This is a genomic window from Burkholderia sp. NFPP32 (assembly GCF_900119325.1).
Classification (GTDB): Bacteria; Pseudomonadota; Gammaproteobacteria; order Burkholderiales; family Burkholderiaceae; genus Burkholderia; species Burkholderia pyrrocinia_C.
Window position 1 is genome coordinate 227447 of record NZ_FPJP01000001.1, and the last position, 20185, is coordinate 247631.

General features: G+C 67.6%; 15 protein-coding genes. 10 read left to right on the top strand and 5 right to left on the bottom strand.

Features of this window, described 5'->3' with window-relative positions; translation table 11 throughout:
* Positions 1-88: 88 nt before the first annotated feature.
* Entirely contained in the window at positions 89-250 is a 162-nt protein-coding gene (locus BT264_RS37760) for a hypothetical protein (RefSeq protein ID WP_110281306.1), read from the bottom strand.
* Positions 251-493: 243 nt separating this feature from the next.
* On the opposite strand from BT264_RS37760, the gene BT264_RS00975 reads away from it, so the two are divergent.
* The 3 genes from BT264_RS00975 to BT264_RS00985 are packed head-to-tail and all read left to right on the top strand — an operon-like array spanning position 494 to position 3993.
* Positions 494-1537, top strand: coding sequence for a Fe(3+) ABC transporter substrate-binding protein (locus BT264_RS00975; protein ID WP_072435933.1), 1044 nt, complete (start codon positions 494-496; stop codon positions 1535-1537).
* A complete protein-coding gene (locus BT264_RS00980) occupies positions 1527-3215 on the top strand; it encodes an ABC transporter permease (protein WP_072435934.1) in 1689 nt (562 codons plus the stop codon). The genes BT264_RS00975 and BT264_RS00980 overlap by 11 nt, the downstream gene beginning before the upstream one ends.
* Positions 3216-3219: 4 nt before the next feature.
* Positions 3220-3993: an ABC transporter ATP-binding protein gene (locus BT264_RS00985; protein ID WP_072435935.1), complete on the top strand. Its 774-nt coding sequence runs from the start codon at positions 3220-3222 to the stop codon at positions 3991-3993.
* A 47-nt stretch (positions 3994-4040) separates the two neighbouring features.
* On the opposite strand, the gene BT264_RS00990 is transcribed toward BT264_RS00985, so the two are convergent.
* The 4 genes from BT264_RS00990 to BT264_RS01005 all read right to left on the bottom strand — a co-directional run bounded on the left by BT264_RS00990 (position 4041) and on the right by BT264_RS01005 (position 6530).
* Positions 4041-4511 (bottom strand): Lrp/AsnC family transcriptional regulator, encoded by a 471-nt coding sequence (locus tag BT264_RS00990; protein ID WP_072435936.1) that lies wholly within the window; start codon positions 4509-4511, stop codon positions 4041-4043.
* Between the two features lie 269 nt (positions 4512-4780).
* The gene (locus BT264_RS00995; RefSeq protein ID WP_072435937.1) at positions 4781-5422 is read right to left on the bottom strand and encodes an NAD(P)-dependent oxidoreductase; all 642 of its coding nucleotides are present in this window, start codon (positions 5420-5422) and stop codon (positions 4781-4783) included.
* A 132-nt stretch (positions 5423-5554) separates the two neighbouring features.
* A complete protein-coding gene (locus BT264_RS01000; protein WP_072435938.1) occupies positions 5555-6010 on the bottom strand; it encodes an Rrf2 family transcriptional regulator in 456 nt (151 codons plus the stop codon).
* A gap of 91 nt (positions 6011-6101) precedes the next feature.
* Positions 6102-6530, bottom strand: coding sequence for a BCAL1086 family glycoprotein (locus tag BT264_RS01005; RefSeq protein WP_072435939.1), 429 nt, complete (start codon positions 6528-6530; stop codon positions 6102-6104).
* A 194-nt stretch (positions 6531-6724) separates the two neighbouring features.
* Between BT264_RS01005 and BT264_RS01010 the strand changes: the two genes are divergently transcribed.
* The 7 genes from BT264_RS01010 to BT264_RS01040 all read left to right on the top strand — a co-directional run bounded on the left by BT264_RS01010 (position 6725) and on the right by BT264_RS01040 (position 20121).
* Positions 6725-7060 (top strand): hypothetical protein, encoded by a 336-nt coding sequence (locus tag BT264_RS01010; RefSeq protein ID WP_072435940.1) that lies wholly within the window; start codon positions 6725-6727, stop codon positions 7058-7060.
* A gap of 252 nt (positions 7061-7312) precedes the next feature.
* A complete protein-coding gene (locus tag BT264_RS01015; RefSeq protein ID WP_072435941.1) occupies positions 7313-8506 on the top strand; it encodes an ammonium transporter in 1194 nt (397 codons plus the stop codon).
* Between the two features lie 165 nt (positions 8507-8671).
* Complete coding sequence (locus tag BT264_RS01020) at positions 8672-10630, top strand: PhoX family protein (RefSeq protein WP_072435942.1); 1959 nt, start codon at positions 8672-8674, stop codon at positions 10628-10630.
* A 605-nt stretch (positions 10631-11235) separates the two neighbouring features.
* Positions 11236-12060, top strand: a complete 825-nt coding sequence (locus tag BT264_RS01025; RefSeq protein ID WP_072435943.1) for an IclR family transcriptional regulator — start codon at positions 11236-11238, stop codon at positions 12058-12060.
* Positions 12061-12324: 264 nt separating this feature from the next.
* Positions 12325-13683, top strand: coding sequence for an MdtA/MuxA family multidrug efflux RND transporter periplasmic adaptor subunit (locus BT264_RS01030; RefSeq protein ID WP_072435944.1), 1359 nt, complete (start codon positions 12325-12327; stop codon positions 13681-13683).
* A 15-nt stretch (positions 13684-13698) separates the two neighbouring features.
* Complete coding sequence (locus BT264_RS01035; RefSeq protein WP_072435945.1) at positions 13699-16812, top strand: MdtB/MuxB family multidrug efflux RND transporter permease subunit; 3114 nt, start codon at positions 13699-13701, stop codon at positions 16810-16812.
* Positions 16813-16815: 3 nt separating this feature from the next.
* A complete protein-coding gene (locus BT264_RS01040) occupies positions 16816-20121 on the top strand; it encodes an efflux RND transporter permease subunit (RefSeq protein WP_072435946.1) in 3306 nt (1101 codons plus the stop codon).
* Positions 20122-20185: the final 64 nt, after the last annotated feature.

Sequence of the window (20185 nt, forward strand, 5' to 3'; positions counted from 1 at the left end):
CCGGTTTCGGCGCCCGCTTCTTTCCCGGCTCCGCGCGGCGACTGCCGCGCCGGAAGCTGCGGGCCTCCCCCTTCTCAGCATCGGCACGTCAATGCGATGCCGCGTTCGTGGCCTCGGCCGGATGGGCCTCGTCGTACGCGTGCTTCTGCGAAATCGCGTTGTACAGGATCGTCCCGATCACGAGCAGCACGGCCACGACGATCAGGATGCTCACGTTGCGGACAGGGTTCTTCTTGCGCTGATCGTTCATGGTCGGGGCGATTCCGTCAAATTCGTCGAAGCGGGCATTCTACGCGCTTGCGCCACCACCGCGACGTCCCGTTTCCGATCCCCGACCCTGCCTTCCCTACCGCTTGCTGCAAGCTTTCATTTGATAATCGTTCCCATTTCGATCTAGAATCCAGAGTCTTTCATTCTGTAATGTTCCGGATCGCTCGGGCGGCAGGCGCGCCCCGGAACGCTCCCCTTGTCCACCTGCCCCACCGGAGTCTTCATGTCGAATCCGCGCACCCGCCTGCTGCCGCTCGCCGGCGCCCTCGCCCTTGCCGCGGCCGCATTCGCGCCGCCGGCCCATGCGGCCGAGGAAGTGAGCCTGTACACCACCCGCGAGCCGAAGCTGATCCAGCCGCTCATCGACGCGTTTACGAAGCAGAGCGGCGTCAAGGTCAACACGGTGTTCGTGAAGGACGGCCTGCTCGAGCGCGTGAAGGCCGAAGGCGCGCAGTCGCCGGCCGACGTGCTGATGACGGTCGACGTCGGCAACCTGCTCGATCTCGTCGACGGCGGGCTCACGCAGCCGGTGCGCTCGAAGGCGCTCGACGACGCGATTCCCGCGAACCTGCGCGGCGCGAACGGCGACTGGTATGCACTGTCGCTGCGCGACCGCGTGCTGTACGTCGAAAAGGACCTGAAAGTCGATGCGTTCCGCTACGAAGATCTCGCCGATTCGAAATGGAAGGGCAAGGTCTGCATCCGCTCGGGCCAGCATCCGTACAACACGGCGCTCGTCGCCGCGATGATCGCGCACGACGGCGAAGCCGCGACCGAGAAGTGGCTGCGCGGCGTGAAGGCGAACCTCGCGCGCAAGGCGACGGGCGGCGACCGCGACGTCGCGCGCGACATCCTCGGCGGCATCTGCGACGTCGGTCTTGCCAACGCGTACTACGTCGGTCACATGAAGAACGCCGAGCCGGGCACCGATGCGCGCAAGTGGGGCGACGCGATCAAGGTCGTGCGACCGACGTTCGCGAACGCGAAGAGCGGCGGCACGCACGTGAACATCAGCGGCGCGACGGTCGCGAAGCACGCGCCGCACAAGGCCAACGCGGTGAAGCTGCTCGAATACCTCGTGTCGCCGGAAGCGCAGGCGCTGTATGCGCAGGCGAACTACGAATACCCGGTGCGCGCGAACGTGAAGCTCGATCCGGTGATCGCGAGCTTCGGCACGCTGAAGGTCGATCCGCTGCCGCTGGCGGACATCGCGAAGCATCGCAAGCAGGCGAGCCAGCTTGTCGACAAGGTCGGCTTTGACAACTGACGCATCGCCCGCCGGCGCGCGCCGCCAGCCGTACCGGCCGCGCCTGCGGCTGCGCGCGGGCAGCTTGTGGCTGCTCGCGGCGCTGGCGATCGCCGCGGCGGTCGCGGCGCCGCTCGCGGTGCTCGTGGCCGCCGCGTTCGACGCCGATCTCGCGCACTGGCGGCATCTCGCCGAATTCGTGCTGCCGCAGGCGCTCGTCAATACGCTGCTGCTGCTCGCGGGCGTCGGCGCGATCGTGTCGATCGTCGGCACGGGCTGCGCATGGCTCGTCACCGCATACGACTTTCCCGGCCGCCGGATGCTGACGTGGGCGCTGCTGCTGCCGCTTGCGGTCCCCACCTATATCGTCGCGTTCGCGTATCTCGACCTGCTGCACCCGATCGGCCCCGTCCAGGGCTCGATCCGCTGGCTGCTCGGCTTCGACAGCCCGCGCCAGTTCCGCCTGCCCGACCTGCGCTCGCTGCCCGGTGCGATCTTCGTGCTCGGCTTCGTGCTGTATCCGTATGTGTACCTGAGCACGCGCGCGATGTTCGTCACGCAGTCCGCGAGCCTGCTCGAAGCCGCACGCACGCTCGGCGCGGGGCGCGTCGCGACGTTCTGGCGCGTCGTCGTGCCGCTCGCGCGGCCGGCGATCGCGGTCGGCGTGAGCCTCGCGCTGCTCGAAACGCTGAACGACATCGGCGCATCGGAATTCCTCGGCGTGCAGACGCTGACCGTGTCCGTCTACACGACGTGGATCACGCGCTCCGATCTCGCCGGCGCCGCACAGATCGCGCTCGCGATGCTCGCGATCGTCGTCGGCATGATCGTGCTCGAACGCTACGGACGCCGCCGCCAGCGCTACGCGCATGGCCGGCGCATGCGGCCGATCGCGCCGCGCCGCCTGACGGGCGCGGCCGCGTGGGGCGCCGCCGCGCTCGGCTGGCTGCCCGTGCTGCTCGGCTTCGGCGCGCCGGCCGCGTATCTCGCGGTCGAGACCGGCAAGCGGCTGCATCTCGTCGGCGGCGTGTCCGCGCAGTTGATGACGGGGCTCGCGAACACGCTGACGATCGCCACCGCCGCGACCGCCGCGACGCTCGCATGCGGGCTCGTCGTCGCATGGGCCGCGCGCGCGCAACGCGACAGCGCCCGCGCGGGCCCTGCCCGCGTGTGTGCGCGGATCGCGAGCCTCGGCTACGCGGTGCCGGGCACCGTACTCGCGATCGGCCTGCTGATCCCGTTCGCCGCGGCCGACCGGCTGTTCGGCACGGTGCTCGGCCGCGACGGACTGCTGCTGATGGGCTCGGCGACCGCGCTCGTCATCGCGTACACCGTGCGCTTTCTCGCGATTCCGGCCGGCAGCATCGAGGCCGGCCTCGCGCGCATTCCGCCGTCGCTCGAACAGGCATCGCGCTCGCTCGGCGAGACGGCCGGCGGCACGCTGCGCCGCGTGCACCTGCCGCTGCTGCGGCCCGCGCTCACGACGAGCGCGCTGCTCGTGTTCGTCGACGCGATGAAGGAACTGCCGGCGACGCTGCTGCTGCGTCCGTTGAATTTCGACACGCTCGCGACCTGGCTGTATGCGGAAGCCGCGCGCGGCACCTATGAGGAAGGCGCGGTCGCCGCGCTCGCGATCGTGCTGGCCGGGCTCGCGCCCGTGATCCTGCTCGCCCGCACCCGCCACAAGATCGGAGCCTGAACCCGTGAACCTGCTCGAACTCGATGACCTCCGTCTCGCCTACGACACGCCGCAAGGCCGCCGCACGGTGGTCGACGGGCTGCGCCTCGCGCTGCCGCGCGGCGACATCGGCTGCCTGCTCGGCGCGTCGGGCTGCGGAAAAACCACCGTGCTGCGCGCGATCGCCGGCTTCGAGCCCGTGCGCATGGGGCGCATCGTGCTGGACGGTACGCCCGTCGCGACGCCGTCGCTCGACGTGCCGCCCGAGCGGCGGCGCATCGGCATGATGTTTCAGGACTATGCGCTGTTCCCGCACCTGAGCGCGGCCGACAACGTCGCGTTCGGCCTGCGGCGCATGCCGAAGGCCGAACGCCGGGCGCGCGTCGCGGAGATGCTCGAACTCGTCGGCCTCGCCGAATCCGGCGGCGCCTATCCGCACGAACTGTCGGGCGGCCAGCAGCAGCGCATCGCACTCGCGCGCGCGCTCGCGCCGTCGCCGGAGCTGCTGCTGCTCGACGAGCCGTTCTCGAATCTCGACGTCGATACGCGCGAGCGGCTCGCGTTCGAACTGCGCGACATCCTGAAGCGCACCGGCCACACCGCGATCCTCGTCACGCACAACCAGGCCGAAGCGTTCGCGATCGCCGACCGGATCGGTGTGATGAAGGACGGCCAGCTCGCGCAATGGGACACGCCGTACGCGCTGCATCACCATCCGGCCAGCCCGTTCGTCGCGGATTTCGTGCGCCGCGACGCGCTGGCCGACGAACGTGCGCGCGCACTGGCGCGCGGCCGCTGAACCCGCGCCGGCCGCGCGATCCGCAACGGTGCCGCGTCTGCAGCGCGTCAAGCCGGCTCGGCATGATCGCGCACGGGCAGCGCGGTCGAATACTTGATCTGCTCCATCGCGAACGACGAACTGACGTCGAACAGCGGCACCGCGCGAATCAGCTGCTTGTAGACGCGGTCGTAATCGTCGATGCCGGCAACGACGACGCGCAGCAGGTAATCGGTCTCGCCGCTCATCCGGTAAACCTCGACGACTTCCGGCATGTCGCGCACGACCTGCGTGAAACGCTGCGCCCATTCCTCGGTGTGCTGGTTCGTGCGGATCGCAACGAACACGGTCGTGCCGACCCCGAGCTTGCGCGGATCGCACAGCGCAACCTGCGCGCGAATCGCGCCGGTTTCCTTCAGCCGCTGCACGCGCTTCCAGCACGGCGTCTGCGACAGGTTCACGCGCTGCGCCAGTTCCGCGATCGGCAGCGTGGCATCCGCCTGCAACAGCTCCAGCAGCTTGCGATCGATGGCGTCCATTTCTCCAGTCCCTCGTAGATAGAAATTTATTCTATGCATTCTGCATAACGGGGAACAATATGAAAACAGCCTCTCCGCGTCGACCGGTATAAATACCAATCCGGTACGCGTGAATCCGCCGCGCGCGCGATCGCGCGGACATACCCTCCTCCAAACGAAAAAGGCGATTCCACCCGTCAAGCTGGAATCGCCTCATGCACCGCCCGTTGCGTCTCGCGTGCCGCGCCCGGGCCAGGCCGGCGCTCATGCGGCACCGGCCGCTACGCCGCTCAATACGCGACCGTCGCGATCTCACGCACGAAGCTGCCTTGTTCGAGCGCGTCGACGAACGCGACCGCGTAGTCTTCCGCCGAGATCTTGCTGTTGCCCTGCGCGTCCGCGATCAGCTTGTCGACGCCGGTGCGGAACGTGCCCGTCCGCTCGCCCGGTGCGATCAGCGCGGCCGGCGCGAAGAACGTCCAGTCGAGATCGCCGACCGTCTTCAGGTAGTCGAATGCGTCGCGGTGCGCGAGCGCGACCGCCTTGTACGCTTCCGGGAAGCCTTCGCTGTCGACGAGTTGCTTGCCGGGCGCGACTTCGAGCGAACCGGCGCCGCCCACCACGACGAGCCGCTTCAGGCCCGCCTGACGCGTGCCGGCGACCAGCGCCTTCGCGGCCGCGACGACCTTCGCCGCATCGTCCTGCTTCGGGCCGTACGCACTCGCGACGACGTCGTGGCCCGGCAGCGCAGCCGCGATGCTGGCCGCGTCGAACAGGTCGGCCGCTTTCGCGGTGATGCCGTCGCCGGCCGCGCCGGGATTGCGCGACAGCGCGGTCACGCGATGGCCGCGCCGTGCGGCTTCCGCGGCGATGCGCGAGCCGATCGTGCCGGTGGCGCCGAACAGCGCGATATTCAAGGAACGTTGCGTCATATCGATTCTCCACAAAGAAAAATATGTAAGCAAATTAATTACATATAAGACCGAAAAAAACGGGGCGAATCCCCCGTTGCGCCGATCGCCGCGCCCACGCGCCGCCCGGCCTCCTGCCCTGCCTGCCGCCGCTCACCCGCCGGCGCGCCCCGCGTGTTGCTTGCGCTGCTCCGAATCCAGCACGTCGGCCGTTACGTCGGCAAGCGTGCGCGTGGCGAGCGATGCCTCCATCGCGCGCTGCGCGTCGCCGATGTAGTCGATCAGCACGCCCTGGATGTGCCGCCCGACGAGACACGCGGGATTCGGCGCCTCGCGGTGCAGCGCGAACAATTGGGCATCGTCAACCGCGCGATACACGTCGAGCAGCGTGATCTCCCCGGGCTCGCGCGCCAGCAGCGCGCCGCCGCCCGCACCGAGCTGCGACGTGGTCAGCCCCGCGGCCGCCAGCATCGACAGTAACCGGCGGATCAGCGCCGGATTCGTGTTCACACTACCCGCGATGATGTCGGACGACAGCGGCGCGCCTTCCTGCATCGACAGCAAGGCGAGCACGTGGACGGCAAACGCGAACCGGCTGCTGGTATTCATTCCTCACTCACTCGGCGACGCCGGCCCGGACCGCAGCCGGCGACAATATGTAACCATGATAATTACATTTTGCGGATCATGCAAGCCCGCATCATTCTCCGCTTGCGGGCTTCGCGCCCGACGCGCTCTGCTGGCTCCACTGCTGGAGCTTCTTGCCGGCTTCCGCGATCTTCGCTCCAGCTTCGGAAGCCGCATGCGCGACGACCGCGGAAGCCGCCGCGTCGATCTGCGCCTGCGCGGCGGACGCGAGGCCGCTCGCGGACAGCGGCGGCACGGCCGATGCCGCGGACGCGATGCCGGCCTTCGCGGCGTTGAGCTGCTGGTTGACGGTGCTCGCCACCTGGTCGAGCGCCTTGGCCGCGTTGTTCGCGGCATCGGCGGCCGCGCTCGCGGCCGTATCGGGTTGGGCGACCGGCGTGCCGGACTTCTCGCAGCCCGCGAGCAACAGCAGCGCACCGGCAGCCACGGCCGCCAGCGCGAACCCGGGCGCGCGACGCGCCCGCGATGTGTTCATGTTCATCAGCAATCTCCGGCCGCGCGTCGCACGGCCTCGTGGTTGGACCGACGTCGATGATACCGCCTGTTGAACAGGCCCAATGACGACCCGTGATTAAAAATGCCTTTCAATTTCGGATTCGTCTGATTCAATCGCGGGCGCTACGCCACTAAAGTGGGCACGCTTCTATCCGCTTCATGCGTGTCCCCTTTTTACTCATGGCTTTCCTCGTCGACTGGTTCATCGCCCTGGCCGCGCTGCTCGCCGCCACCCTGTTCCTGTGCCTGCGCCCGCCGTCGGCCCGCCGCTTGGCCGAAGCCGGACGCTCGCGCCGCATCGCGTCCGCGCGCCTGCTCACGCAGGCCGTGATCGGCTTCTGGACGGCCGCGCTGATCGTCGCGCAAGGCATCCTCGGCCCCGACGGCGACGGCCAGTCGCTCGCGGGCTTCGCGGCGCTCTCGTTCGCCGCGCTCGGGCTGACGACCGTCGCCGCATACTGGTCGGCGTGCGCACTGCGGCTGCGCCGGCCACGCGAACTGTTCGTGCGCCACTGACGCGCCAGATCGGTGCGCAACGGCATACGCCGACGCACCACGCCGCACCCATTCGCACCAGCCCCGCGCTATCCGCACCACATTCGTGCGTTCGGCGCGGCCCCAGCCCGCACCATGAGTGCGCCAACACCGGGCGCGATTCACCGGAATGCCCCGCCACGTGGTGCCTGAGCACCAATTCCACGCAATCGTTCACCAAGTTGGCTCGATACTTGCATTCCTCGCCCGTTTTTTGCGCAAGGAAGCCACGGCATGGATGGTCTGAAATCCGGCGTCGACACACTGTTCCTGTTGATCGGTGCCGTCATGGTGCTCGCGATGCACGCGGGCTTCGCATTTCTCGAACTCGGCACGGTCCGCAAGAAAAACCAGGTCAACGCGCTCGTGAAGATCCTGGTCGACTTCTCGGTGTCGACACTCGCGTACTTCCTCATCGGCTACACGATCGCGTACGGCGTCGAGTTCTTCGACGACATCGGCACGCTGTCGCAGCACAACGGCTACGCGCTCGTGCGCTTCTTCTTCCTGCTGACCTTCGCTGCGGCCATTCCCGCGATCGTGTCCGGCGGCATCGCCGAGCGCGCGAAGTTCAATCCGCAGCTCGTCGCGACGCTGATCATCGTCGGCTTCATCTATCCGTTCTTCGAAGGGATCGCATGGAACGAACGCTACGGCGTGCAGGCCTGGCTCACGCACGCGTTCGGTGCGCCGTTCCACGATTTCGCGGGCTCGGTCGTCGTGCATGCGTTCGGCGGCTGGGTCGCGCTGCCGGCCGTGCTGCTGCTCGGCGCGCGCCACGGTCGTTATGCGAAGGACGGCCGGATCGCCGCGCACCCGCCGTCGAACATCCCGTTCCTCGCGCTCGGCGCATGGGTGCTCGCGGTCGGCTGGTTCGGCTTCAACGTGATGAGCGCGCAGACGCTCGACAAGATCAGCGGCCTCGTCGCCGTGAACTCGCTGATGGCGATGGTCGGCGGCACGCTCGCCGCATGGATGGCGGGCCGCAACGACCCGGGCTTCACGTACAACGGGCCGCTCGCGGGCCTCGTCGCGGTGTGCGCGGGCTCCGACGTGATGCACCCGATCGGCGCGCTCGTCACGGGCGCGGCGGCCGGCGCGCTGTTCGTCGCGATGTTCACCTGCGTGCAGAACAAGTGGCGCATCGACGACGTGCTCGGCGTGTGGCCGCTGCACGGGATGTGCGGCGCGCTCGGCGGCCTCGCGGCCGGCGTGTTCGGCCTGCCGGCGCTCGGCGGTCTCGGCGGCGTGTCGTTCCTGTCGCAGCTCGTCGGCACGCTCGGCGGCATCGCGATCGCCACCGCCGGCGGCACGCTCGTCTACGGCGCGCTGAAGGCGACCGTCGGGCTGCGCCTCGACCGCGAAGCCGAATTCGACGGCGCGGACCTGTCGATCCACCGGATCTCGGCGACGCCCGAACGCGATTGAGCGCCTGACGAACGCCCGACGCAGCATTACGTTTTCAATTCAAAAAACTTTCATCAAGCGTCCTTACACTTCCGTCCAGTTTTCACTTTGCCTTCGCGGAGCTTGCCGAACGCCTGCTTCCGCTTCGCGAAGGCCATTCTTCCAACAACTGAAACTGGACTCCACATGCCCGCGTTGCCCAATGCCGCCCGTCGTCAGGCCCTGAAGATCCTCGCCGGCGCGCCGATGCTTCCCCTTTCCGGCCTCGCGCTGCCGGCCCTGCTGACGGGTTGCGGCGGCGACGACAATCCGACGTCGACGCCGGCCGCCGCCGCGTATACGTCGGCGACGTTCTCGGCGATGGCCGCACCCACGCTCGACAACGCGGCCGCGATGGCCACGACGACGGTCGGCTCGACGCTGTCGGTGTCGTTCTCGGACGGCTCGTCGCGCAACTTCAAGCTCGCGTACCGGCCGTTCTTCGTGACGGGCGACATGGTGCCGGACGGCAAGGGCGGCACGACGCTCGCGGGCGGCTACTACGACATCAACAACCAGCCGATCATCGATCGTTCGGTAGCCGGCAAGGAGCGCCAGTTCTATTCCGACTGCCCGGACGGCAGCTCGCTGCTCACGCTGAAGAACGCGAATGTGCCGGGCGTGAAGGGCAACACGGTGTTCGCGGTCGTGCAGTTCGAATACACGACGCGCGACCAGGCCAGCGCATCGCAGTACGGCCAGCTGCCGTCGCCGATCGCGGTGCTCACGCTCGACCAGGATCCGGCCACCGGCGCGCTGAAGGTCGTCAAGTACCACAACGTCGACACGTCGAACGCGCACGGCCTGTGGATCACCTGCGGCGCGAGCCTGTCGCCGTGGGGCACGCACCTGTCGAGCGAGGAGTACGAGCCGGACGCGACGAAGGCCGCGACCGACGCGCAGTTCAAGGCGTTCAGCAGGAATACGTTCGGCGACGAGACGAAGGCGAACCCCTACCACTACGGCCACCTGCCCGAGATCACCGTGAACGCGGACGGCACGGGCACCGTGAAGAAGCACTACTGCCTCGGCCGCATCTCGCACGAGTTGATCCAGGTGATGCCGGACCAGCGCACCGTGATGATGGGTGACGACGCCACCAACGGCGGCCTGTTCATGTTCGTCGCCGACAAGGCGGCCGACCTGTCGGCCGGTACGCTGTACGTCGCGAAGTGGGCGCAGACGTCCTCCGCCGGCGCGGGCACGGCGACGCTTACGTGGATCAGGATCGGCCACGCGACGAGCGGCGAGATCGAAGCGCTCGCGAACACGCTGAAGGCGTCGGACATCATGGACCTGACGACCACCGACCCGAACGATGCGAGCTACACGAAGATCCACTTCGGCGGCAAGTTCAACTGGATGCGCGTGAAGCCGGGGATGGAAAAGGCGGCCGCCTTCCTCGAGACGCACCGCTACGCGGCGCTGCTCGGCGGCAGCATGGCGTTCACGAAGCTCGAAGGCACGACCGTGAACGCGAAGGACAAGATCGTCTACACGGCGATGTCGCGGATCGAGACGTCGATGGTCAAGGGCAACGCGGTGTCGCGCGACGTCGCGGTCGACAAGAAGATCGCCGCGGGCGCCGTCTACGCGCTGAACCTGAAGGGCAGCCAGCGCGACACGACGGGCAGCGCGATCGACAGCGAATGGGTGCCGGTCGACATGGGCGCGCCGGCCGCGCTCGTCGGCGAGGATCTCGCCGCGGCCGACGGGCTCGGCAACCTCGCGAACCCGGACAAGATCGCGAACCCGGACAACCTGAAGTTCTCCGAGAAGCTGCGCACGCTCTTCATCGGCGAAGATTCGGGCATGCACGTGAACAACTTCCTGTGGGCCTACAACGTCGACACGAAATCGCTCGTGCGCGTGCTGTCGTGCCCGGCCGGCGCCGAATCGACGGGCCTGCACGCGGTCGACGAGATCAACGGCTGGACGTACGTCATGAGCAACTTCCAGCACGCGGGCGACTGGGAAACGCCGCTGCACGACAAGGTCAAGCCGACGCTCGACCCGCTCGTGCGCGCGAACTTCAAGGACCGCTTCGGCGCCAGCGTCGGCTACCTGACGGCCGAGCAGACCAGCATCAAGCTCGCGAAGGCCTGACCGCTTCGTGCGAGGGGGCCTTGCGCCCCTGGCCGGGCGCCCCTAGCCGGGCGCTCCTTTCTTCATCACCGTTCATTCGTCGGCGCTCCACGCCGGTTTGTGCGCGATGCCCAGCGCGGGCATCGCGCTTTTTTTTGCGCGCGCGAATCGAACCTGCCGCGAATGCATCGCGCGCAAGCATGCTCCGCCGGACGTTCGGACGGGCGTTTTCTGCGATCGGGGGATAATACGGGCCTGACGCGTCCGGGCGGACGGGCAAAAAAAAGCGCCACGGAGACCGTGGCGCTAAAAAAGTTCTAGCCATTCCGAGGGCCGTGCTAGAACCTGAGAGACTGCGCGAAACACCGTTGCCGGTTAAACTCCTGAAACGATGTTTCGAAAACGTGAGACATTCTTTCCGTTTCCGCCCGACAAGTCAAGCGGTATTTGCACCGGCTCATGCACTTTCCGGCAATGCTCCTTTGAGCGTTTTCCTAATAAACCAAGGGTGAACCCGCAAAATCTCATCCAATGACCAGTTCACCCACGGAACATGCATCTTTTGACAATCGTCCTACAATACCAACAAAATTGAAATCGAGTTTCGGAAATAGAGAGAATCCCTCGTGTCGACAACTGTAACCTCTTCCGCGTCCCGAGATCGTGAATCGTCGCCGGACGAGATCACCGCGCTCGCCCGCGGCCTTGCCGTGCTGCGCCGCATCGCGGCTGCCGACGCGCCCGTCAGCAACCGCGAGCTGACCGAACTGACCGGCATCCCGAAGCCGACCGTGTCGCGCATCACCGCGACGCTGGTCAGCGCCGGCTTCCTGTTCCAGTTGCCCGACAGCGAGCGCTTCGTGCTCACCGCGTCGGTGCTCGAGCTGAGCCACGGCTTCCTGCGCAACTTCGACATCCGCGCGCGTTCGCGGCCATTCATGATCGAGCTGGCCGAACGCACGTCGCTGTCCGTGCACCTTGCGGTGCGCGACCGGCTCGACATGGTCGCGATCGACGTGATCCGGCCGCGCTCGGCCGTGCTCGTCACGCGCCTCGAAATCGGCTCGCGGATGGACATCGCCCGCACGGCCGTCGGCCGCGCGTATCTCGCGGCACTCGAGGACGACGAGCGGCGCCAACTGCTCGATTCGCTGCGCACGACGGCGGGCGACGACTGGCCGCATGTGTCCGCGAGGCTCAATCCCGCGCTCGACGAAGCGATGCGCGAAGGCCACGCGATCGCGATCGGCGAGTGGCGCGAGGGCCTGAATGCGGTCGCTGCCGGTTTCGTCGGCCCGTCGGGCCAGCGTTATTCGGTGAATTGCGGCGGTGCGTCGCACCAGTGTCCGCCCGAATGGCTACAGGAACATGTCGTACCCGCACTGCACGAATGCATCGCGAAAATCACCCGCGAGATCGGCGGCGCGCCGGCCCGGCGCATCGGCGTGTAATCGTTCCGTCATCGTCCTGCGCGTTCCGTCGCGTTCTGTAACGACCGTAACCCGTTGAAAGATAGACCGCTGGACTGTAACGGGGACGGCACGTAGGATCATGCCCATCGTCGCGCCGCATTCGCGGTGCGCACAGCTCTTTTCCCGCGCGGGTCGGGTGGGCACCGGACCGAGCCGGGTTGCCCCTCCCGGCACCGCTCGCCCACGCGCAGCCAAGAGCAGTCCGATTCCCGGCACGCCGCGCCGTCTTCCCGACAGAACACGATGGATAACGAACAAAATCCCACGCCCCCTTCGAAAGATCCCGCATCTCCCGCCGCACGGCGCCCGCGCCGCACGCTGATGATCGGGACGCTCGCGGTCGTCGTCATCGGCGGCCTGCTGTGGTGGCACCCGTGGAATCGCACGTCGGCGGCCAAGCCGGGGGCCGGTAGCGCGGCCCAGGGCGCGAGCGGCGCCGGCGGCCATCGCGGCCGCGGCGGTCCCGCCGCGATGGCGAACGTTCCGCAGCCCGTGCAGGTGGCGACCGCGACGCAGGGCGAGATGCCGATCGTGCTGTCCGCGCTCGGCACCGTGACGCCGCTCGCGAACGTGACGGTGAAGACGCAGTTGTCGGGCTATCTGCAGTCGGTGTCGTTCCAGGAAGGCCAGATCGTCAAGAAAGGCGACGTGCTCGCGCAGATCGACCCGCGCCCGTACCAGGTGTCGCTCGAGAACGCCGAAGGCACGTTCGCGCGCGACTCGGCACTGCTCGCGACGGCGCGCCTCGACCTGAAGCGCTACCAGACGCTGCTGTCGCAGGACTCGATCGCGTCGCAAACCGTCGATACGCAGAAATCGCTCGTCAAGCAATACGAAGGGGCGGTAAAGACCGACCAGGCCGCGATCGATTCCGCGAAGCTGAACCTTACGTATGCGCGCATCACGGCGCCCGTGTCGGGCCGCGTCGGCCTGCGTCAGGTCGACCCCGGCAACTACGTGACGCCGGGCGACAGCACCGGCATCGTCGTGATCACGCAGTTGCAGCCGATGAGCGTGATCTTCACGACATCGGAAGACAACCTGCCGCAGATCCTCAAGCAGGTGAACGCGGGCCAGAAACTGTCGGTCACCGCATACAACCGCAACAACACGGTGCCGCTCGAGACGGGCTCGCTCGCGACGCTCGACAACCAGATCGACACGAGCACGGGCACGGTCAAGCTGCGCGCGAACTTCGATAACAAGGAAGGCATGCTGTTCCCGAATCAGTTCGTGAACACGCGGCTGCTCGTCGACGTGATGCGCGATGCGACGATCGTGCCGACGTCCGCGGTGCTGACGGGTTCGATCGGCCAGTTCGTCTACGTCGTGAAACCCGACAACACGGTGACGGTGCGCAAGGTCAAGCCCGGCCCGGTCGACGGCGAGCGCACGAGCATCGTCAGCGGCATCGCGCTCGGCGAGCGCGTGGTGACCGACGGCTCCGACCGCCTGCGCGAAGGCGCGAAAATCTCGATCCCGGCCGACAAGCCGAAAGGCGCGTCGGGCGCGCGCGGCGCCGGCGCGGCGTCGGGTGCATCGGACGCCGGCGGCCATCGCGGCGGACACCAGCACGGCGCGTCGCAAGCAGCGGCCCGATAACGCGCGGGCCGCTCGATGAATCCATCCCGTCTCTTCATTCTCCGGCCGGTCGGCACCGCCCTCCTGATGGCGGCGATCATGCTGGCCGGCCTCGTCGCGCTGCGCTTCCTGCCGCTCGCCGCGCTGCCCGAGGTCGACTACCCGACGATCCAGGTCCAGACCTTCTACCCGGGCGCGAGCCCGGAGGTGATGACCTCGTCGGTCACCGCGCCGCTCGAACGGCAGTTCGGGCAGATGCCGTCGCTGAACCAGATGTCGTCGCAAAGCTCGGCCGGCGCGTCGGTGATCACGCTGCAGTTCTCGCTCGACCTGCCGCTCGACATCGCCGAGCAGGAAGTGCAGGCCGCGATCAACGCGGCCGGCAACCTGCTGCCGTCCGACCTCCCTGCCCCGCCGATCTACGCGAAGGTCAACCCGGCCGACGCGCCGGTGATCACGCTCGCCGTCAAGTCGAAGACGCTGCCGCTCACGCAGGTGCAGGATCTGGCCGATACGCGCCTCGCGATGAAGATCTCGCAGATCGCGGGCGTCGGCCTCGTCAGCCTGTCGGGCGGCAACCGCCCGGCCGTGCGGATCCAGGCGAACCCGACCGCACTCGCGCAGTATGGGATGAACCTCGACGACCTGCGCACGACGATCTCGAACCTGAACGTGAACACGCCGAAGGGCAACTTCGACGGCCCGACGCGCGCGTACACGATCAACGCGAACGACCAGCTCACGAGCGCCGACCAGTACAACAGCGCCGTCGTCGCGTACAAGAACGGCCGCCCGGTGATGCTCACCGACGTCGCGACGGTCGTCGCCGGCTCGGAGAACACCAAGCTCGGCGCGTGGGTGAATTCGGAGCCCGCGATCATCCTGAACGTGCAGCGCCAGCCCGGCGCGAACGTGATCCAGACGGTGGACGCGATCAAGGCGCAGTTGCCGAAGCTGCAGGAAACGCTGCCGGCCGCGCTCGACGTGCAGATCGTCACCGACCGCACGACGATGATCCGCGCGGCCGTGCGCGACGTGCAGTTCGAGCTGCTGCTCGCGGTCGGGCTGGTCGTGCTGGTGATGTACCTGTTCCTCGCGAACGTCTACGCGACGATCATCCCGAGCCTGTCGGTGCCGCTGTCGCTGATCGGCACGCTCGCGGTGATGTACCTGGCCGGCTTCTCGCTGAACAACCTGTCGCTGATGGCGCTCACCATCGCGACCGGCTTCGTCGTCGACGACGCGATCGTGATGATCGAGAACATCGCGCGCTACGTCGAGGAAGGCGAATCGGGGCTCGAGGCCGCGCTGAAGGGCTCGCGGCAGATCGGTTTCACGATCATCTCGCTGACGGTATCGCTGATCGCGGTGCTGATCCCGCTGCTGTTCATGGGCGACGTGGTCGGGCGCCTGTTCCACGAATTCGCGATCACGCTCGCGGTGACGATCGTGATCTCGGCGATCGTGTCGCTCACGCTCGTGCCGATGATGTGCGCGAAGCTGCTGCGCCATTCGCCGCCGCCGGAGAGCCACCGCTTCGAGGCGCGCGTGCACCAGACGATCGACTGGGTGATCGCGCGCTACGCGGTCGCGCTCGAATGGGTGCTGAACCGCCAGCGCTCGACGCTCGTCGTCGCGCTGCTGACGCTCGTGCTGACCGGCCTGCTTTACGTATACATACCGAAGGGCTTCTTCCCCGCGCAGGACACCGGCGTGATCCAGGCGATCACGCAGGCGCCGCAGTCGATTTCGTACGGCGCGATGGCCGAACGCCAGCAGGCGCTCGCGGCCGAGATCCTGAAGGATCCGAACGTCGAAAGCCTCACGTCGTTCATCGGCGTCGACGGCAGCAACATCACGCTGAACAGCGGCCGGATGCTGATCAACCTGAAGGCGCGCGACGAGCGCTCCGAGACGGCGGCGCAGATCATCCGCGACCTGCAGCACCGCGTCGCGAACATCACGGGCATTTCGCTCTTCATGCAGTCGGTGCAGGACCTGACGATCGACTCGACCGTCAGCCCGACGCAGTACCAGTTCATGCTGACGAGCCCGAATTCGGACGAGTTCGCGACCTGGGTGCCGAAGCTCGTCGCGCGGCTGCAGCAGGAGCCGTCGCTCGCCGACGTCGCGACCGACCTGCAGAGCAACGGCCAGTCCGTCTACATCGAGATCGACCGCGCGAGCGCCGCGCGCTTCGGCATCACGCCGGCGACCGTCGACAACGCGCTGTACGACGCGTTCGGCCAGCGCATCGTGTCGACCATCTTCACGCAGTCGAACCAGTACCGCGTGATTCTCGAGTCCGAACCGAAGGAGCAGCACTACGCGAAATCGCTGAACGACATCTACCTGCCGTCGGCCGGCGGCGGCCAGGTGCCGCTGTCGTCGATCGCGTCGTTCCACGAGCGGCCGTCGCCGCTGCTGGTCGCGCATCTGTCGCAGTTCCCGTCGACGACGATCTCGTTCAACCTCGCGCCCGGCGCGTCGCTCGGCGAGGCCGTCAAGGCGATCGAGGCCGCCGAGAAGGACATCGCGCTGCCCGCGTCGTTCCAGACGCGCTTCCAGGGCGCGGCACTCGCGTTCCAGGCATCGCTGTCGAACCAGGTTTTCCTGATTCTCGCGGCGATCATCACGATGTACATCGTGCTCGGCGTGCTGTACGAAAGCTACATCCACCCGATCACGATCCTGTCGACGCTGCCGTCGGCCGGCGTCGGCGCGCTGCTCGCGCTGATGATCACCGGGCACGACCTCGACATCATCGGGATCATCGGCATCGTGCTGCTGATCGGCATCGTGAAGAAGAACGCGATCATGATGATCGACTTCGCGCTCGACGCCGAACGCAACGAAGGCAAGCCGCCTCGCGAGGCGATCTTCCAGGCGTGCCTGCTGCGCTTCCGGCCGATCCTGATGACCACGCTCGCCGCGCTGCTCGGCGCGGTGCCGCTGATCGTCGGCTCCGGCGCGGGCTCCGAACTGCGCCAGCCGCTCGGGATCGCGATCGCCGGCGGCCTGATCGTGTCGCAGGTGCTGACGCTGTTCACGACGCCCGTGATCTACCTCGGCTTCGACTCGCTCGCGCGCCGCGTGCGCGGCTGGTTCGAACGCCATGGCCCCGCTGCCGGCACGCGCACGGATGCGTAAGCCATGAACCTGTCGCGCCCCTTCATCACCCGCCCCGTCGCGACGACGCTGCTCGCGCTCGGCGTCGCGCTCGCGGGCCTGTTCGCGTTCATCAAGCTGCCGGTGTCGCCGCTGCCGCAGGTCGACTTCCCGACCATCTCGGTGCAGGCGTCGCTGCCCGGCGCGAGCCCCGAGACCGTCGCGACCAGCGTGACGAGCCCGCTCGAGCGGCACCTCGGCTCGATCGCCGACGTGTCCGAAATGACGTCGACGAGCACGGTCGGCAACGCGCGGATCATCCTGCAGTTCGGCCTGAACCGCGACATCGACGGCGCCGCGCGCGACGTGCAGGCCGCGATCAACGCGGCGCGCGCCGACCTGCCCGCCGCGCTGAAGAGCAACCCGACCTACCGCAAGGTCAACCCGGCCGATTCGCCGATCATGGTCGTGTCGCTCACGTCCGAAACCTCATCGCCGGCCAAGCTGTACGACGCGGCGTCGACGGTGCTGCAGCAGTCGCTGTCGCAGATCGACGGGATCGGCCAGGTGTCGGTGAGCGGTTCCGCCAACCCGGCCGTGCGCGTCGAGCTCGAACCGCAGGCGCTGTTCCACTACGGGATCGGCCTCGAGGACGTGCGCGCGGCGCTCGCGTCCGCGAACGCGAACGCACCGAAGGGCGCGATCGAATTCGGCCCGCAGCGCTACCAGCTCTATACCAACGACCAGGCCTCCGACGCGTCGCAATACCGCGACCTCGTCGTCGCGTACCGCAACGGCTCGGCCGTGCGGCTGTCCGACCTGTCCGACGTCGTCGATTCGGTCGAGGACCTGCGCAACCTGGGCCTCGCGAACGGCAAGCGAGCGGTGCTCGTGATCCTGTACCGTTCGCCCGGCGCGAACATCATCGAGACGATCGACCGCGTGCACGCGGCGCTGCCGCGGCTCACCGCGTCGCTGCCGGCCGACATCACGGTCACGCCCGTGCTCGACCGGTCGACGACGATCCGCGCGTCGCTGAAGGACACCGAGCACACGCTGCTGATCGCGGTCAGCCTCGTCGTGATGGTCGTGTTCCTGTTCCTGCGCAACTGGCGCGCGACGCTGATCCCGAGCGTCGCGGTGCCGATCTCGATCATCGGCACGTTCGGCGCGATGTACCTGCTCGGCTTCTCGATCGACAACCTGTCGCTGATGGCGCTGATCGTCGCGACCGGCTTCGTCGTCGACGATGCGATCGTCGTGCTCGAGAACATCTCGCGGCACATCGAGAACGGCAAATCGCGGATGCAGGCCGCGTTCGACGGCGCGCGCGAGGTCGGTTTCACGGTGCTGTCGATGAGCATCTCGCTCGTCGCCGTGTTCCTGCCGATCCTGCTGATGGGCGGCATCGTCGGGCGCCTGTTCCGCGAGTTCGCGCTGACGCTGTCGCTCGCGATCGCCGTGTCGCTCGCGGTGTCGCTGACCGTCACGCCGATGATGTGCGCGCGCCTCTTGCCCGAGTCGCACGACCCGCGAAGCGAAGGCCGCTTCGGGCGCTTCCTCGAGCGCGGCTTCACGCGCATGCAGCGCGGCTACGAGCGCTCGCTGTCGTGGGCGCTGCGCCGGCCGCTGCTGATCCTGATGACCCTGTTTGCAACGATCGGGCTGAACGTCTACCTGTACATCGTCGTGCCGAAGGGCTTCTTCCCGCAGCAGGACACCGGGCTGATGATCGGCGGCATCCAGGCCGACCAGTCGACGTCGTTCCAGGCGATGAAGCTGAAGTTCTCCGAAATGATGCGGATCGTGCAGGGCAATCCGAACGTGAAGAGCGTCGCGGGCTTCACCGGCGGCACGCAGACCAACTCGGGCTTCATGTTCGTCACGCTGAAGGACCGCACCGAGCGCAAGCTGTCGGCCGACCAGGTGATCCAGCAACTGCGCCCGCCGCTGGCGGACGTCGCGGGCGCGCGCACGTTCCTGCAGGCCGCGCAGGACATCCGCGTCGGCGGCCGGCAGAGCAACGCGCAGTACCAGTTCACGCTGCTCGGCGATTCGAGCGCCGACCTGTACAAGTGGGGGCCGATCCTGACCGAGGCGCTGCAAAAGCGCCCCGAGCTGACCGACGTGAACTCCGACCAGCAGCAAGGCGGCCTCGAGGCGATGGTGACGATCGATCGCGCGACGGCCGCGCGGTTCGGCATCAAGCCCGCGCAGATCGACAACACGCTGTACGACGCGTTCGGCCAGCGCCAGGTCTCGACGATCTACAACCCGCTGAACCAGTACCACGTCGTGATGGAAGTCGCGCCGAAATACTGGCAGAGCCCCGAGATGCTGAACCAGGTATGGATCAGCACGTCGGGCGGCAGCGCGAACGGCTCGCAGACCACCAACGCGGCGGCCGGCACCTACGTCGCGACGTCGGCCGGCACGTCGAGCGCCGGCACGGCCGCGCAGAGCGCCGCGGCGATCGCATCCGATTCCGCGCGCAACCAGGCGCTCAACTCGATCGCGGCCAGCGGCAAGTCGAGCACGTCGTCGGGCGCATCGGTATCGACGTCGAAGTCGACGATGATCCCGCTGTCGGCGATCGCGACGTTCGGGCCGAGCACGACGCCGCTGTCGGTCAACCACCAGGGGCTGTTCGTCGCGACGACGATCTCGTTCAACCTGCCGCCGGGCGTGTCGCTGTCGCAGGCGACGCAGGTGATCTACCAGACGATGGCGCAGGTCGGCGTCCCGCCGACGATCGTCGGCAGCTTCCAGGGCACCGCGCAGGCGTTCCAGCAGTCGTTGAACGACCAGCCGATCCTGATCCTCGCCGCGCTGCTGGCCGTCTATATCGTGCTCGGGATTCTGTACGAGAGCTACATCCACCCGATCACGATCCTGTCGACGCTGCCGTCGGCCGGCGTCGGCGCGCTGCTCGCGCTGCTGCTGTTCAAGACCGAGTTCAGCATCATCGCGCTGATCGGCGTGATCCTGCTGATCGGCATCGTGAAGAAGAACGCGATCATGATGGTCGATTTCGCGATCGACCAGACGCGCAACAACCGGAAGTCGTCGTTCGACGCGATCCACGAGGCGTGCCTGCTGCGCTTCCGCCCGATCATGATGACGACGATGGCGGCACTGCTCGGCGCGCTGCCGCTCGCGTTCGGCAGCGGCGACGGCGCCGAGCTGCGCGCGCCGCTCGGGATCGCGATCGCCGGCGGCCTGGTCGTGTCGCAGGTGCTGACGCTCTATACGACGCCGGTCGTCTATCTGTACATGGACCGGCTGCGCGTGTGGGCCGAGAAGCGGCGCAACCGCCGGAATCCGGGCGGGCCGGCGGTCGCCGGGGAATGACGGCAGCGGCCGCCCGTCAGGCGGCCGCTTTCCGCGCTTGAACACCGGCGGCGATCGGCTATCG

Excerpts from the sequence above, each read along its gene's own strand:
- BT264_RS01035 (WP_072435945.1), top strand. The coding sequence starts at position 13,699 with ATGAATCCATCCCGTCTCTTCATTCTCCGGCCGGTCGGCACCGCCCTC.
- BT264_RS01030 (WP_072435944.1), top strand. The coding sequence starts at position 12,325 with ATGGATAACGAACAAAATCCCACGCCCCCTTCGAAAGATCCCGCATCT.
- BT264_RS01000 (WP_072435938.1), bottom strand. The coding sequence starts at position 6,010 with ATGAATACCAGCAGCCGGTTCGCGTTTGCCGTCCACGTGCTCGCCTTG.
- BT264_RS00975 (WP_072435933.1), top strand. The coding sequence starts at position 494 with ATGTCGAATCCGCGCACCCGCCTGCTGCCGCTCGCCGGCGCCCTCGCC.
- BT264_RS01005 (WP_072435939.1), bottom strand. The coding sequence starts at position 6,530 with ATGAACATGAACACATCGCGGGCGCGTCGCGCGCCCGGGTTCGCGCTG.
- BT264_RS00995 (WP_072435937.1), bottom strand. The coding sequence starts at position 5,422 with ATGACGCAACGTTCCTTGAATATCGCGCTGTTCGGCGCCACCGGCACG.
- BT264_RS00990 (WP_072435936.1), bottom strand. The coding sequence starts at position 4,511 with ATGGACGCCATCGATCGCAAGCTGCTGGAGCTGTTGCAGGCGGATGCC.
- BT264_RS37760 (WP_110281306.1), bottom strand. The coding sequence starts at position 250 with ATGAACGATCAGCGCAAGAAGAACCCTGTCCGCAACGTGAGCATCCTG.
- BT264_RS01015 (WP_072435941.1), top strand. The coding sequence starts at position 7,313 with ATGGATGGTCTGAAATCCGGCGTCGACACACTGTTCCTGTTGATCGGT.
- BT264_RS01040 (WP_072435946.1), top strand. The coding sequence starts at position 16,816 with ATGAACCTGTCGCGCCCCTTCATCACCCGCCCCGTCGCGACGACGCTG.
- BT264_RS01010 (WP_072435940.1), top strand. The coding sequence starts at position 6,725 with ATGGCTTTCCTCGTCGACTGGTTCATCGCCCTGGCCGCGCTGCTCGCC.
- BT264_RS01020 (WP_072435942.1), top strand. The coding sequence starts at position 8,672 with ATGCCCGCGTTGCCCAATGCCGCCCGTCGTCAGGCCCTGAAGATCCTC.